Source organism: uncultured Bifidobacterium sp. (assembly GCF_959020155.1).
GTDB lineage: Bacteria > Actinomycetota > Actinomycetes > Actinomycetales > Bifidobacteriaceae > Bifidobacterium.
Genome location: NZ_CAUERC010000034.1, coordinates 1 through 14,954 on the forward strand (window position 1 = coordinate 1; position 14,954 = coordinate 14,954).

Below are 14,954 nucleotides of genomic sequence, written 5' to 3' on the forward strand. Positions count from 1 at the left end.
TAAACCCGAAAAAAATACATGACTAAACACGAAACACCGACTTGACGAAATACAGCGATGCGCCGCGCGGCGCGCGGGCGTCTGCGGCGATATACAGCGTCACCACCACGGCCAAGGCCAACGGGCTCAATCCCAGGCTTTACGTCGAGTGGCTGCTGACCGAGATGCCCAACGCCGGCGAGCTCACCGATGAGGTTGTGGACTCGTTCCTGCCGTGGTCGGATAGGGTGCCTGAGTCCTGCAAGCTCGACCCAGCCGCTGCCGAGAAGGCCAAAGAGATGCCTGACGACTTCATAATTAACATCGACCCCGATGCGTTCGACGACGAGATGGCGAACAACGCCGAGGAGGGCCTGTAGCGACATAGCGGCCTAAGGCATACCGCAACGCAAAGATGGAAACGTCCAGGACTTTTCCATCCGTATGCCGGAATGGTCCTGGACGTTTCCTGCTACGCGGTCATTTTGACGCTTACGCTCTAATGCCTCCACCGCTTGTCGCGGGCGGGGTAGACGATCCAGGCGGATGCGTAGCTTGCGATAAGGCAGACAATGACGCAGACGATGCTTGTCTGGAACCCGAATGAGTCATTGATAACGCCCCAGATTACGCTTGCGAAGCCAATGCCGATGTCATTGGCGAGCAGGAACAGGGCGTTTGCGGCGCCCCAGCGCTCTGGCGGGGTGTTCTTTACCGCTACGCTTTGATTAAGTGGCAGGCTTATGCCAGTGGCGAGACCATAGAAGATTCCGGACGCCAGGAAGACAGGTTCCCCGTACGGTGCGGCAAGTAGCATAAGGCAGCAGAGGATGCCGCACGCGACGGCTCCGGTCATTGTTTTGATTGCAGGTACGGTGTCCATGAAATGCTTTGAAATCATGCGAATGATAATCATGCTTACCGCGCTGATGGTGTAGAAGAGACCGGCGTGGGTATAGCCGAGAGTAGTACCGTACAGACCGGCAAAGAAGACGCCAAAGCCAAAAGTGGGGCACATGATCATCTGTGGGATGGCGCCAGGCAATGCGCGCGGCTCGAAGATGTTGAATGAGTCACGCAGGGTTCTCTTGGACACCTGGTCGCCTTCAGGATACTTTTCACTGTTAATTGTTTCGGATGTAGTTACTGTGGTGGGGCTGGGTGCCTGCCCGTCTTTTGAGTCGAGTTCGAGCCGGGTTTCCATTTTGATTCGGTATGCGCTGGAGCTTGGCAGAGTTTGCCATTTACTTTCATAGCGTGCGTTGAGGGCGATTACAAGCCCTGCAAACCCAACCAGGGCAAGGCCGACATAGAGGTTCGTTGAGGGATCGGTTCCTACTAGGTAAAGTGCGAAGGCTGGGCCGATGCTCATGGCGATAGCCTGTCCGAGGCCGTGGTATCCAATGCCTTCGCCGAGCCGTTCTTGCGGTAAGACGCTTGCTGCGGCGGTCGAGGCTGCTGTTGTTGCTGCGCCAAAGCCCACGCCTTGCAGCAAACGGCTGATTGTGAAGAGGGGATGCCTTGAACGACAGCGGACAGTGCTGTTCCTGCTATGAGGATAGCGATGCCGGCGATGATAACGAGTGAGCACTTGCCGTTGTCGATAACAGGGCCGACGAACAGTCGTGCTAACGCGGCGGCAATGGAGAAGACGAGTGCAAGTACGCCGGCAAGGCTCGCACCGTAACCTTGGCCTGCCAGGAAGACGCTGGTTCCACTGTTGAGTCCTTGGCCCATGACGAAGCAACAGAAGGTCAGCGCGATGATAAGCACGAAAATAAGCGACCACAGCTTCGGATGGTCGTCCTTACCGATATTTGGCATGAGAACCCTCCTTTGATTCCAATACCCGTATTCTACGTCTGCAAAAAGTGAGATGTAAGCGCCAAAATGACCGCGTCTTAACAACCCGCTGGGCTTGAGGCAGAATCATCGCATCGACTTATCCTGGAAACTGCCTGACGAAGGCGACAGGATGCTTATCGGCAAGGCGGCAAATCTTAACGAGAGCCAAATCCAAGAGCTTGCAAATCTTCAGCGAGGCGTTGCAGCAATATATCAGAACGAATGGATCGAACCTGTCCTCTGTCACATCGAACCGCATGAACGCGGCCTAGAGTACTCGCCGACACAGAGCAAGCACAGCGCGAAGGACAAGGTTTCTTCTGAAGAGCTTCGCTATCTCAACTCTTGTGTGCTTAATCCGTTCAAGCTCGATGAGCCAAGGGAATACAACTTCTGCGACTGTGTGCACAAGATGGACATACCTGACTCCATGAAGGCACGCTTGATTGAGATGGCAGGGACTCCTCTGTCCTCGAGGAAGCCACTGTTTGAATGGTGTGCTTATAGGTATTTCAATATTGGACGCATCCTCGACGACGCCAGGGATTTATCTGCCGACAGCCTCAAAGAGAGGCTTTGCTCCCATCTGCTTTCAAGCTGGAAATTCGAAGATGACTCCTCACCCGAAAGCTGGGGACCAATCCAATACCTGTTCATTCAGTCGATGTTTAACGCTCATCTCAACGAGCTGAGAAAGAGGGGTACCGGCATCGAGACAACGGAAAAGGCCTCAGCACTCGCCGAAGTATCAGCGGTCTTATCTCAAACAAGGCCGGTGATCTAAATGGCGTTTGAAAATATAGAGCAATTAATGCCGGATACGACCGAAACGAGATTGGCCTTCGAGGAGGCGCAACGCACCGTTGCTGATTGTGCAGATGCCGCATGGCGGGATATTTCTTCCGGCGATGTCCTAACCGCGAGCATTTCAACAGTTCAAGAAGCCGCAGATGACGCCTGGAAAGCATGCGAGCCAACACTCAACGCTGCAGGCGAAACTGTCCGCGATGGCGCAAGGAACGGAGCTTATCTTGGCGGCAGGTTCGCACTTGGAGTTGCCGACGTTGGAGAAAACGCATATGTCGGTGTTGAATCGAATATTGAACTACTGGCCGAAGACGAAGAAGCAGCGGTGAAAACCGCGCAAACACACGCTGTTGACGATGCAGCCAACGCCTGGGGCGACTTCATGGAAGCCGATGAGCAGATACGGGAAATCGGAGACTATGTCGAAACTGGAGGCGAAATCGCCACTGAAGTTGCGCTTGGTGCCGTAGCCGTCACCGCTTCTGCCCCTGCAGCACTCGCTGCTGGGGCTGTACTCGTTCTTGACGAAATGGGAAAGAGCTTGGAAGCCGGCGCTGAAGACGGTGAGATATCTCAGGAGGATATCGTCGGAGAAGTCGTTGCGGGAACTGTTACGGCAGCAACGCTTCTTGCCGGACGAGGTCTAAATAACTTTCTTGCCTCAAAGGCAGCAGAATCGGGCGCAAGCTCACGAATTCTGGATGATGCCGGAAAGGCAATTTACGAAGGCGACCGACTGCTTCCCAATAACGAGTTTGCGATCGACGGCGTGAAGTGTGCAACCGACGATCTCGGGCAGCTTTACCGCGTTGGCGACGACCTCGTTCCGAACATGAGCTATGAGATCAATGGGTATAATTACGTTACCGATGCAATGGGTAGGGTCGAATCGGCCGAAGGCTTCTTACAACTAAAGACCCACGAAGGTCGTTTGACCATCAAGGACACTATCCAGTCAATCGGAAAAGGGTTTGAAGAGCTTTTTGATCAAAGAGGCCATCTGATTGCCGACCGATTCAATGGATCAAATGGCCTTGAGAATATTGTCGCCATGGGCGGCGAGGTTAACCAAAAGCCTATGCAGCAATCGAGCAAAAATGCGCCGATGCTTTGGCTGATGGCGCTGAAGTGTTTTTCAAGGTTGAGCCACTTTATGAGGGCGGGTCATTCAGGCCTAGCTCGTTTGCTATCACGGACATTATTGACGGCGAAGAGACGGTTACGTTTCTTCTTAACACTGCAAAGGAAATGTAATGAGTGAAAAGAAGATGCTACAAGGGATAGCTTCAATTCTTGAGGAAACCCTCCCCGAAGACTGGAGCAAGGTCGTGTTTTACGCCGAGTACGCCGAGGGTGCGTTCTCTATTGAGTATTACGTTGCTGGCAGCGGAAAAGACGACTTCGTTAAATGCTTTGACCAAAAAGGCGTTTCGAGGGCATCCTTGATGAAAAACTTTATGGCTATCAACAAGTTCATTGAACCTGAAAGGGCCGCGCTTAAGCCCGAAAAGAGATGGGGATCGATGACGCTTATTCTCCATTCCAACGGCAAGTTCAAAGTTGATTACGACTACTCCGACATGACAGAAAACGTTTACGCCCGAAAGAAGGCCTGGAAAAAGAAATATCTCGCCTAGCAACGAACGGTCTGGGAAATCACCGCAAAGCCACCCGTGCATACTCTTCGAGCGCACGCGTCGTCGGCAACGTTTCGACCAGCGCGTTTTTGGGAGCCATGCAAACCCCTGTTCAACATTCCTCGGGAGTGATTGCTCTCTATGACGAATGGGATTCTCCATCGGGGAATCCCATTTTTTGTTGCCGACGACGTCCGGTATAATTTTTCCGTTTACGACGTCGTTCGGAAAGGGATGCCGACCTCTATGCGCCAGGGATTCGACAACGAAAAATACATCGAGCTGCAAGCCGCCAACATCAGAAAGCGCATCGCGCAATTCGGCGGCAAACTCTATCTGGAATTCGGAGGCAAGCTCTTCGACGACTACCACGCCTCGCGCGTGCTGCCCGGCTTTGAGCCGGACACCAAGTTCCGCATGTTGGAAAGTCTGGTGGACGATGTGGAAATCGTCATCGCCATCAACGCCAACCATATCGAAAAAGGCAAGACCCGCGGCGACCTCGGTATCCCCTACGACGAGGACGTACTGCGACTCATCGACGTGTTCCGTTCCCGCGGCTTCCTCGTCGGCTCCGTAGTGCTCACCCAATACGCCAATCAGCCCGCCGCCGACGCCTACCGCCACCGCCTCGAGCAACTCGGCGTCACCTGCCGCCTGCACTACCCGATCGCCGGATACCCGCACGACATCGAACGCATCGTTTCAGACGACGGATACGGCAAGAACGAGTACATCGAGACCACCCGGCCGCTCGTCGTGGTCACCGCGCCCGGCCCGGGCTCCGGCAAACTCGCCACGTGCCTGTCTCAGCTGTACCACGAGCACCAGCGCGGCATCGACGCCGGCTATGCCAAATACGAGACGTTCCCCATCTGGAATCTTCCGCTCAACCATCCGGTCAACATCGCGTACGAGGCTGCCACCGTCGACCTCGACGATGCCAATATCATCGACCCCTTCCATCTGGAGGCGTACGGCGAGACCACCGTCAACTACAACCGCGACGTCGAAGCATTCCCCGTGCTCAAGGCCATGATGGAGCGCATCATGGGCGAAAGCCCCTATCAGAGCCCCACCGATATGGGCGTCAACATGGCCGGATACGCCATTGTGGACGACGATGCCTGCCGCGATGCCGCGCGTCTGGAAATCGTGCGCCGCTACTTCGCCGCCGCCGTGCACTTGAAGCGCACCGGCACTGGCGAGGAACAGGTGGAGCGGCTGCGCTCCATCATGAACCGGGCCGGCGTGACCCCCGATCTTTCTCCCGCCCGCGCCGTGGCTCTTGAGAAGGAGGCCGCCACCGGTGCCCCGGCTGGCGCCATGGTGCTGCCCGATGGCCATGTGGTCACCGGCAAAACCGGCGACCTGTTGGGCGCGGCCAGCGCGCTGCTGATGCACGCGCTCAAGGCCGTCACCGGTGTTGACGAAACCATTCCGGTAATCGACGATGCCGCCATCGAACCCATCTGTCGGCTGAAAACCGAGCATCTCAACAGCGTGAACCGACGCTTGCACTCGGATGAGACGCTGATTGCATTGTCAATCACCAGCGCCACCAGTCCTGTGGCCGCTCGCGTCATCGACGGGCTCAAACAGTTGCGGGGCTGCGACGCCTTCTTCTCCGTTATCATCTCATCCACGGACGAGGCGCTGTATCGCAAACTCGGCATCAACGTGTGCTGCGAACCGAAGTACGAACGGGTGAGTCTGTATCACCGGTAAGCGCCACCGATAAGCGCGGTATGCCGCGAATCGTCAAGCCGGTAATCATGCAGCATGCGGCCTGACGATTCGCTGCTGTCGCGTTGTCTCTCCCCTCGGCCATGCTGGGCTTGTTTTCCGTTTGTTGGAGAGAACGGGGAATGCCATCAGCACTACGGAAAGAGAAGGATTATCCGTGAAGCGGTTCGTGGGTTTAGACGGTATTAAAGGACTAGCGCTGATAGCCATTGTGCTGTACCACTGCATGCAGCAACGGCTGCCAGGCGGATTCTACGGAGTCGACGTGTTCTTCACCGTCTCTGGATTCCTGATTGCCGTCAGTTTGATTCGTTCTCTGGCGAAAACCGGATCGCTGAATCTCGTGCGATATATTCCCAAGCGTGCAGTACGTCTCTATCCGGCGCTGTTTCTGCTGATTCCGGTCATCGTCTCCGTCGGCTGGCTGTTCGATCACGACATTCTAGTTTCCATCCGCGACCAAGTCATCACCGTGCTGCTGGGCTGCTACAACTGGTACGCCATTGCCGGAGGCCAAAGCTATTTCGACCAAATGAACCCGCAGGTGTTTCGCCATCTGTGGTTCATTGGCGTGCTCATGCAGTTCTACGTCATCGTGCCGTTCATCGTCTGGCTGATGTGGAAGCTCCGCCAGACGAAACTGTCTTCACTCATCCCACTGGGACTCGCGGCGTTCAGCAGTATCGCCATGTGGGTGATGTATGTGCCCAAAGGCGACCCCACCCGCGTCTACTTCGGCACCGATACCCACAGCATGGGCCTGATGCTGGGTGTGGCTCTCGCCTGGTGGGTCACCGCTCCTCAGTTGGGCCACGCTCGCCAGAGGGCTGTGCCGATGCCCCGCACCATTAGCTCGAGCGCTTCGGCAGCCGCACATCGGGCTCCGTTACCTCAGATTCCCGTGGAGCATCGCATCTGGAATGCGGCGGCACCGGTATTGGCGTTCCTCAGCCTGATTGCCTTGGTCACCATGGCGGTTATCGGCAAACAGGATGCATTCGCCTTCCGCGGTGGCATCATATTGTCCAGCTTGTTGTCCGTGCTGCTGATTGCCGGTACCATCTCCGACGATTCCTGGATGCAAAGCCTCATGGTGTTCAAGCCATTGGCCTCCCTCGGCAAGTATTCGTACGGCATCTACCTGTGGCACTGGCCGTTGTGGATTCTTTCCAGCGCCCTTGCCCCGAAGATCTTCAAGGCAGTAGGGCCTTGGCCTCTCATCATGACCGCGTTGCTCACCGCCATTGCGGTGATGATTTCCTGGCTGATGGTGGAGAAACCGGCGGCAACGCACTCGGCGGTATCCGTCGTGGTGCCCCTTCGCACGAACAAGAAGAATCATGTGGCCCGGGTTATTGCCGTTGACGTTATCCTGGTGCTGTCGTTGGCCGGCTGCGTGCAGGGCATTGCTCATGCACCTGCGAAAACCGCCATGCAGATCCAGCTGGAGCAACAGGCCGCACAACTGGAACGTATGCAGAAAACCGAACACGTGCTGCTGCGCCATGCCGTGCCGGCACCGCCCAAGCCCAAGCATGAGATGCCCACCGGCGATCAGATTACCGCCATAGGCGATTCGGTGATGCTGGCCTCATCACAGGGCCTTTCGGAAGTCTTCCCCGGCATTCAGACCGACGCGAGCGTTTCCCGCTCCATCATGGTCGCCCCCGAACTCATCGGCAACGCTCTGTCCGCCGGCAGTCTGCGGCAGTGGGTGTTGATCGGCCTTGGCACCAATTCGGCAATCACCCCTGATCAGTTGGACCAGATTCGTAATATGATCGGCCCCGACCGCGTGCTGGTACTGGTCAATGCCCACGGAGACCGTACGTGGATTCCACCTACCAACCAGGTGCTTGCCGACTATGCGGCCGCACATCCGGACAATGTGGTGCTGGTGGATTGGGATGCCACAGCCAACGCGAACGCGCAGGTGCTCGGCTCCGACGGCATCCACCCGAGCATGGATAGCGATATCTATGCAAAGGCGGTCAGACAGGCCATCGAACAATGGATCGCAAGCGGCAGGTGAACGGCAGGCAACGCTGAGTTGTCCAACCGGTCGTGAAGAACGGCTATGCTGAAGACTGCATCAACGAGACCACACGTTGGGAGACATGGTGAGCGCAATCCTTGAAGGGAAGCCCGATAAGAATCTTATTCTCGTTACGGGAAGGATTCATCCGAAGTTGGCTGAGGATGTCGCCGAGCAGCTCGGCATCGACGTCCTTGAAACCACCGCATACGATTTCGCCAACGGCGAGATGTACGTGCGCTACACTGAATCGGTGCGTGGCGCCGATGTGTTCGTGCTGCAAAGCCACTACAAGCCCATCAACAAGGCGATCATGGAGCAGCTCATCATGATCGACGCATTGAAGCGCGCCTCGGCCCGTTCCATTACTGCGGTCTGCCCGTTGCTCGGCTACTCCCGTCAGGACAAGAAGCACCGCGGCCGCGAGCCCATCTCCTGCCGTCTGGTGTTCGACCTGCTGAAGACCGCCGGTGCCGACCGCATCATGTCGGTCGATCTGCATGCCGCGCAGTCCCAAGGCTTCTTCGACGGCCCGGTCGATCATCTGGTGGCCATGCCAGTGCTGGTCGACTACATCCGTGATCGTTTCCAGGGCCATCTCGACAACGTCGCCGTCGTCTCCCCCGACGCCGGCCGCATTCGCGTGGCCGAGCAGTGGGCGCAGCGTCTCGGCGGCGGTCCGCTCGCTTTCGTGCACAAGACGCGCGACATCACCCGCCCGAACCAGGCGGTCGCCAACCGTGTGGTCGGCGACGTCGCCGGCAAGGACTGCGTGCTTGTCGATGACCTGATCGACACCGCCGGTACCATCGCGGGCGCATGCCACGTGCTGCAGGACGCGGGAGCCAAGTCGGTGACCGTGGTCGCCACGCATGGCGTGCTCTCCGGCCCGGCCGTCGAGCGACTCAAGAACTGCGGTGCGCGCGAGGTCGTGCTGACCGACACCGTGCCGATTCCCGAGGAAAAGCGCTGGGATGGCTTGACCGTCCTGTCGATCGCCCCGCTGCTGGCCAGCGCCATCCGCGCCGTATTCGAGGACGGCTCGGTCGCCGAACTGTTCGACACCTACCCCGAGCACCACGGTCAAGGCTTCCTGTTCGCCTGATCACGTGCGTGTTTGTTCGTGGAAAGCACACGATGCGAGACGCGACATGGCGTAGCCTTTCGGTAAATACCGACAGTATGGTATAAATGAACACTTGTGGGCCGAAAGCCCACGACTCCCCCATGGTGTAATGGCAGCACACGGGTCTTTGGAACCCTTTGTCTTGGTTCGAGTCCAGGTGGGGGAACGGCTGACGGCCGCTCGACATCCGGGCGGCCGTCTATTGTTTTGAGGTGTTTCCACCCTCAATAGACATTCCGATCGAAGGGAATACGTCAGTTATGGCATTATCCGCAGCCATCGTCCTCGCCGCCGGCGAGGGTACCCGCATGCGTTCCAACAAGCCGAAGGTGCTGCATGCTTTTGCAGGCAAGACCTTCCTGAACAGGGTCATGGATTCGGTGGCCGCCCTGAATCCCGACACGTTGGCCGTGGTCGTGCACTTCCAGGCCGAGCGCGTCGCCGAAGCCGCCCGCTCCTATGACGAGCAGGTCACCATTGTGAACCAGGACGACATTCCCGGTACCGGCCGCGCCGTGCAGTGCGCAATGGCGCAGCTCACCGAGGCTGGCAAGGTCGATGGCCCGGTGCTGATCGCCGCCTCCGACATGCCGCTGCTCGACAGCGAGACGCTGCACCGTCTGGTCGAATTCCACACCGCCTCCGGCAACGGCGCCACTGTGCTCACCACCATCCTCGATGACCCGACCGGCTACGGCCGCATCATCCGCGATCGCGAAGGCAACGTGCTGCGCATCGTCGAGCAGAAAGACGCCAACCGCAGCGAACTCGCCGTGCAGGAAGTGAACACCTCAGTCTACGTGTTCGAGGCTTCCGTGCTTACCGAGGCAATCGCCGGACTGAAGTCGAACAACGCGCAGGGTGAGTTCTATCTGACCGACGCGCTGGAAACCGCCAAGGCCGCTGGCAAGGTCGGCGCGTTCGCCGCTCCGGATCCGCTCACCGTCGAAGGCGTGAACGACCGCGTGCAGCTGGCCGCGCTGTCCAAGACCTACAACCGCCGCGTCTGCGAGCGCTGGATGCGCGACGGCGTGACCATTCTTGACCCGGAAACCACCTGGATCGAGGACGATGTCCAAATCGGCCGCGACGCCACCATCCTGCCCGGCTCCTTCCTGCAAGGCCACACGGTGGTCGGCGAGGACGCCATCGTCGGCCCGTACACCACCCTGATCGACGCAACCGTGGACGAAGGTGCCGTGGTCGAGCGTTCCCGCGTACAGGAATCGCACATCGGCGCACGCACGAACATCGGCCCGTGGACCTACCTGCGCCCGGGCAACGAGTTCGGCGAGGATGCCAAGGCCGGCGCGTTCGTCGAAATGAAGAAGGCGCACATCGGCAACGGCACCAAGGTGCCGCACCTGAGCTACGTGGGCGACGCCCAGCTTGGCGACCACACCAACATCGGCGGCGGCACCATTACCGCCAACTATGACGGCGTGCACAAGAACCGCACCACCATCGGCTCCGGCTGCCACGTGGGTGCCGGCAACCTGTTCGTGGCCCCGGTTGAAGTGGGCGACAACGTGACCACCGGCGCCGGTTCCGTGGTGCGCCACGCCGTGCCGAGCGACACGATGGTCTACTCCGAGAATACGCAACACAACGTCGAGGGCTGGAAGCCCGCCTGGGAGCGCTGAACCATGCCCGCACTTCAGGATTCCATCAACGCCGTCCGCGTGGCCGCCGAGGCCGCGGACCGTATCAAAGCCACCGACATCGTGGCCTTCGACGTAGCCGACCTGCTCGGCATCACCGACATCATGATGATCGCCGGCGCCTCCAACGAGCGTCAGGTACTGGCCGTGGCCGAGGAAATCGAAAAGGACCTGTTCCTTAAGTGCTCCGGCCGTCAGCCGCGCTCTCGCGAGGGCCTGACCGAGGGCCAGTGGGTGCTGCTTGACTACGGTGATTTCGTGATTCATGTCATGCACGAGGAATCGCGCGAATTCTACGGGCTCGAACGACTCTGGCGCGACTGCCCGGCCATCGATCTTGAACTCGCACACCCGGAAACGGCGGAGCATGCGGAAGATGCTGCCGTCACCACCGCGTAACGTGCGAATCACATAACGCTGATATTCGCTGATATTCGCGTGTCGGGCTGCCTGTTGCCAAACATCATTGACGGCATCAGGCAGCCCTCCCCTTTTTCCTGTTTCCTCACTGGAACCGAAAGGATCGTCACTATGACCAATCATGTTCGTTCCGTTTTCCTTATCCGTCATGGACGCACCTCCTACAACGCCGCTCACAAGCTCCAAGGCCAGGTCGACATTCCGCTGGACGCCGTGGGTGAATGGCAGGTCAAGCAGACCGCCGCGGCCTTGAAAAGGCTGTACGTCGATCGTCGGCAGGAAATCAACCACCGGTTCATTGTCTGCTCCGATTTGAAGCGTGCGCACGCCACCGCGCAAGCTTTCGCCGACGTATTGGGTGGAATCGAGCCCGTCGATGATCGTCGCGTCCGTGAACGCAGCTTCGGTGATTGGGATGGCCATGCCGTGGCCGAACTGGCCGAACGCTACCCCGAGGACTTCCGTTCCTGGATGGAGTCTCGGGGCGGCGAGCTGAAGTATGGTGCCGAGCCCAAGGAAGCTGTGGGCAAGCGCGGCGTAGAGGCTCTTGAGGACTGGTCCACGCGTGCCGGAGACGACACGGACCTGTTCGTGTTCTCGCACGGCGCATGGATTGCGCAGACATTGCAGACCCTGTTGGGCATTTCTGCAATCGATCCGACCTTTTCCACGGTGGTTTCATTGCGTAATGCGCACTGGGTGCGCTTGGTGCCGATGGACAATCCCGATGGCACTGTGCGCTGGCGTCTGCTGGACTACAATCACGGTCCGGCCATCGCCGACACCGACGAGTGGGAACGCGAACGCTGATCGTGTCACGGCTCCCCTGCTGAGCCAACAGGTTCAGTGTATTCGAAAAACCGTTCAAGCAGTAATTGAATAACCCAATGCCTGAATAATGGCGGAAACAAGCCAAAAAGTGTCGCCAAATCCCACTTTTGCCATTTGGCGACACGCCGGCTTTTGCCAGAATCGACATCTCGTCGTAATGTATACGAGGTCCAAACAACGGGCCAACAATTGAAAACGGGGCTATAGCGCAGCTGGTAGCGCATCTCCATGGCATGGAGAGGGTCGGGGGTTCGAATCCCCCTAGCTCCACGACGAAGCCATCAAATCAGGCGATATGGTGGTTTCTCCGCTGGTTCATGGCGGGTCTTGCGACTCCCATGAATCGGATAGCTTCACTCGGGGCTATAGCGCAGCTGGTAGCGCATCTCCATGGCATGGAGAGGGTCGGGGGTTCGAATCCCCCTAGCTCCACAATCAAGGCCGGTGCTTCATGCACCGGCCTTTCTCGTTTTCTGGCCTATCGGCCGACTTTTGCGCAACATTCCCCGGAAAGCGTCGCCAAGGGGACGCTCTTCCGATTGGCGCGACACCGGCGTGAGCGATAACAGTAATCGCCACTACAATGAGGTGTGGTCCCTATCGTGTTGATTATCAAAGGAGACAAAAACATCGTGACCGTCACCCGTGTATATATCGCCAGCCCTGAAGGCGCCAATGGCCGCAACGTCGTCGCTTACGGCATGCTCAACGCATTGACTTCCAAGTACAAGACCATGGTGTTCCGCCCTGCTGTGTCCAACCATGACGAATTCACCCCGATCCTGCTCGCCGCCTCCAATGCCGGACTCGGCGTGGCCCTGTCCACCGGCCTCGATGTGCACAAGGTGCGCGAGGATAAGGACACCGCCCGTGGCGATATCGTCGGCGCGTTCAACGATGCCATGGACGTTTCCCGCGCGGACGCCGCCCTGATCGTGGGCACCGACAAGTCCCACGTCAACGATCCGACCAGCTATGAATTCGACGCGAATGTCGCCGCTGATCTGAAGGCCGGCGTGTTCCTAGCCGTGTGCACCATCGACCGTTGGCCGCACGAGCTCGACGAGACCGTCAAGCTGTCCATCGAGGGCATGGAGGCCGCTGGCAACAAGGTGCTCGGCATCTTCGTGACCGGATGCGAGCCGCGCCACGCTTTCTCCGTTAAGGAGACCCTCGCCAAGTACGGCCTGCCGGTCTGGACTCTGCCGCAGGTGCCGTTCACCGATGAATCCACCAAGGATCTGGCGCTGGAGACCTTCCGTAAGAACGCTCCCACCGATGAAGTGCTCGCCGCGCTCGATGTGGACGTCACCGCGCCCATCACCCCGTACGCCTTCCAGTTCGGCCTGCTCGGCAAGGCCAAGAGCAACAAGAAGACCATCGTGCTGCCCGAAGGCGAGGAGGACCGCATCATCAAGGCGGCCGACTACCTGCTTGAGCGCGAGATCGTGAACCTCATCATCGTGGGCAACAAGGACGCCATTCTGGCTCGCGGCAAGGAACTGGGCCTGAACTACTTGGAGCGCGCCCGCTTCCAGGCTATGGACGACGAGAACGTGTTGAAGCCCATGGTCGCCAAGCTGTGCGAGTTGCGTGCCAAGAAGGGCATGACCGAGGAGCAGGCCCGCAAGCAGCTGGCCGACGCCAGCTACTTCGGCACCATGCTCGTGGTGCTCGGCTACGCCGACGGCCTGGTCTCCGGCTCCGTGAACTCCACCGCCAACACCGTGCGCCCGGCCCTGCAGGTCATCAAGACCAAGCCCGGCCAGAAGCTGGTCTCCGGCGCATTTCTCATGTGCTTCAAGGACCATGTGGCCGTGTTCTCCGACTGCGCCATCAACCTCAACCCGGATGCCGAGCAGCTTTCCGAAATCGCGTTGCAGTCCGCCGAGACCGCACGTGCCTTCGGCATCGACCCGAAGGTCGGTATGCTCTCCTACTCCACCCTCGGCTCCGGCAAGGGACCGGACGTGGACATGGTCGAGGAAGCCACCAAGCTGCTCAAGGAGAAGGCTCCGGATCTGCCGGTGGTCGGTTCCATCCAGTTCGACGCCGCCTGGTCCCCCACCGTAGCCGCCACCAAGGCCAAGGGCAACGATGTGGCTGGACACGTCAACGTGTTCGTCTTCCCGGACCTGTGCGCCGGCAACATCGGCTACAAAGCTGTGCAGCGCTCCTCCGGCGCCTTGGCCATCGGCCCGGTGCTGCAGGGTCTCAACAAGCCGGTAAACGACCTGTCCCGTGGTGCTCTGGTGCGGGACATCATCAACACCATCGCCCTCACCGCCATCGAAGCGCAGTGAGCCCGGCTTGGCTCCCGGTGGCTCCCGCCAGCGGGAGCCACCGTAATGCCTTTTTTGTAGCAAGCAACGAGTAATCTAATCAACGGTAACCCGTGTCTCACGGGAACATTCAATCACAATGGAGGATGCCCATAATGGCGAAAACCGTCCTTGTCATCAATTCCGGCTCCAGCTCGATCAAGTACCAGCTGGTTGATCTCGAATCCGGCGAAGGCCTCGCTTCCGGCCTCGTCGAGAAGATCGGTGAGCCGGTCGACGGCCACTACAAGCACGAGTACAACGGCGAAAAGCACGAGCTTGAAGAGCCGATTCACGACCACGAGCAGGGTCTGAAGCGCGTGCTCGGCTTCTTCGAGGAGTACGGCCCGAACCTGTCTGAGGCTGGCATTGTCGCCGTCGGCCACCGTGTGGTGCAGGGTGGCTCCATCTTCCCGAAGCCGGCCCTCGTGACCAACAAGACCATCAACCAGGTCAAGGATCTGGCTGTGCTCGCCCCGCTGCACAACGGACCGGAGGCCAAGGGCGCCGAAGTCATGCGCTCCCTGCTGCCGGACGTTCCGCAGA

13 protein-coding genes, 3 tRNA genes and 1 pseudogene are annotated in these 14,954 nt (G+C 58.7%); 15 read left to right on the top strand and 2 right to left on the bottom strand.

Going from position 1 to position 14,954, the window contains the following annotated elements:
• Positions 1-41 precede the first annotated feature (41 nt).
• Entirely contained in the window at positions 42-359 is a 318-nt protein-coding gene (locus Q5H31_RS07310; protein WP_302457632.1) for a transposase domain-containing protein, read from the top strand.
• A gap of 119 nt (positions 360-478) precedes the next feature.
• On the opposite strand, the gene Q5H31_RS07315 is transcribed toward Q5H31_RS07310, so the two are convergent.
• Positions 479-1,462, bottom strand: coding sequence for an MFS transporter (locus Q5H31_RS07315; protein ID WP_007055468.1), 984 nt, complete (start codon positions 1,460-1,462; stop codon positions 479-481).
• The gene (locus tag Q5H31_RS07320; RefSeq protein ID WP_015713432.1) at positions 1,348-1,803 is read right to left on the bottom strand and encodes a hypothetical protein; all 456 of its coding nucleotides are present in this window, start codon (positions 1,801-1,803) and stop codon (positions 1,348-1,350) included. The genes Q5H31_RS07315 and Q5H31_RS07320 overlap by 115 nt, the downstream gene beginning before the upstream one ends.
• 151 nt (positions 1,804-1,954) lie before the next feature.
• On the opposite strand from Q5H31_RS07320, the gene Q5H31_RS07325 reads away from it, so the two are divergent.
• From Q5H31_RS07325 to Q5H31_RS07390, 14 genes and pseudogenes are all read left to right on the top strand, one after another.
• On the top strand, positions 1,955-2,608 hold the full coding sequence (locus tag Q5H31_RS07325; protein ID WP_302457633.1) for a hypothetical protein: 654 nt from the start codon (positions 1,955-1,957) through the stop codon (positions 2,606-2,608).
• Positions 2,609-3,892: a DNA/RNA non-specific endonuclease gene (locus tag Q5H31_RS07330; protein ID WP_302457634.1), complete on the top strand. Its 1,284-nt coding sequence runs from the start codon at positions 2,609-2,611 to the stop codon at positions 3,890-3,892. It begins immediately after the preceding gene.
• Positions 3,885-4,268 (top strand): immunity protein YezG family protein, encoded by a 384-nt coding sequence (locus Q5H31_RS07335; protein WP_021975702.1) that lies wholly within the window; start codon positions 3,885-3,887, stop codon positions 4,266-4,268. Before Q5H31_RS07330 ends, Q5H31_RS07335 begins: the two co-directional genes overlap by 8 nt.
• A gap of 246 nt (positions 4,269-4,514) precedes the next feature.
• Positions 4,515-5,996 carry a DUF1846 domain-containing protein gene (locus Q5H31_RS07340; RefSeq protein ID WP_007052035.1) on the top strand — a complete coding sequence of 494 codons (1,482 nt, stop codon included), beginning with the start codon at positions 4,515-4,517 and terminating at the stop codon, positions 5,994-5,996.
• A 175-nt stretch (positions 5,997-6,171) separates the two neighbouring features.
• Positions 6,172-8,046, top strand: a complete 1,875-nt coding sequence (locus Q5H31_RS07345) for an acyltransferase family protein (protein WP_302457635.1) — start codon at positions 6,172-6,174, stop codon at positions 8,044-8,046.
• An 85-nt stretch (positions 8,047-8,131) separates the two neighbouring features.
• Positions 8,132-9,154: a ribose-phosphate diphosphokinase gene (locus Q5H31_RS07350; RefSeq protein WP_007052033.1), complete on the top strand. Its 1,023-nt coding sequence runs from the start codon at positions 8,132-8,134 to the stop codon at positions 9,152-9,154.
• Between the two features lie 116 nt (positions 9,155-9,270).
• Positions 9,271-9,341 (top strand) — tRNA-Gln (locus Q5H31_RS07355).
• Between the two features lie 94 nt (positions 9,342-9,435).
• The gene (glmU, locus tag Q5H31_RS07360; RefSeq protein ID WP_008782812.1) at positions 9,436-10,818 is read left to right on the top strand and encodes a bifunctional UDP-N-acetylglucosamine diphosphorylase/glucosamine-1-phosphate N-acetyltransferase GlmU; all 1,383 of its coding nucleotides are present in this window, start codon (positions 9,436-9,438) and stop codon (positions 10,816-10,818) included.
• Positions 10,819-10,821: 3 nt separating this feature from the next.
• The gene (gene rsfS / locus Q5H31_RS07365) at positions 10,822-11,235 is read left to right on the top strand and encodes a ribosome silencing factor (RefSeq protein WP_007052031.1); all 414 of its coding nucleotides are present in this window, start codon (positions 10,822-10,824) and stop codon (positions 11,233-11,235) included.
• A gap of 132 nt (positions 11,236-11,367) precedes the next feature.
• Positions 11,368-12,066: a histidine phosphatase family protein gene (locus Q5H31_RS07370; protein WP_007052030.1), complete on the top strand. Its 699-nt coding sequence runs from the start codon at positions 11,368-11,370 to the stop codon at positions 12,064-12,066.
• A gap of 218 nt (positions 12,067-12,284) precedes the next feature.
• Positions 12,285-12,357: transfer RNA gene (locus Q5H31_RS07375), tRNA-Ala, on the top strand.
• Positions 12,358-12,446: 89 nt separating this feature from the next.
• A tRNA-Ala gene (locus Q5H31_RS07380) sits at positions 12,447-12,519 on the top strand.
• A 200-nt stretch (positions 12,520-12,719) separates the two neighbouring features.
• Positions 12,720-14,390, top strand: coding sequence for a phosphate acetyltransferase (gene pta, locus Q5H31_RS07385; protein WP_165501001.1), 1,671 nt, complete (start codon positions 12,720-12,722; stop codon positions 14,388-14,390).
• A 134-nt stretch (positions 14,391-14,524) separates the two neighbouring features.
• Positions 14,525-14,954: pseudogene (locus Q5H31_RS07390) on the top strand (acetate kinase); the annotation flags it as partial.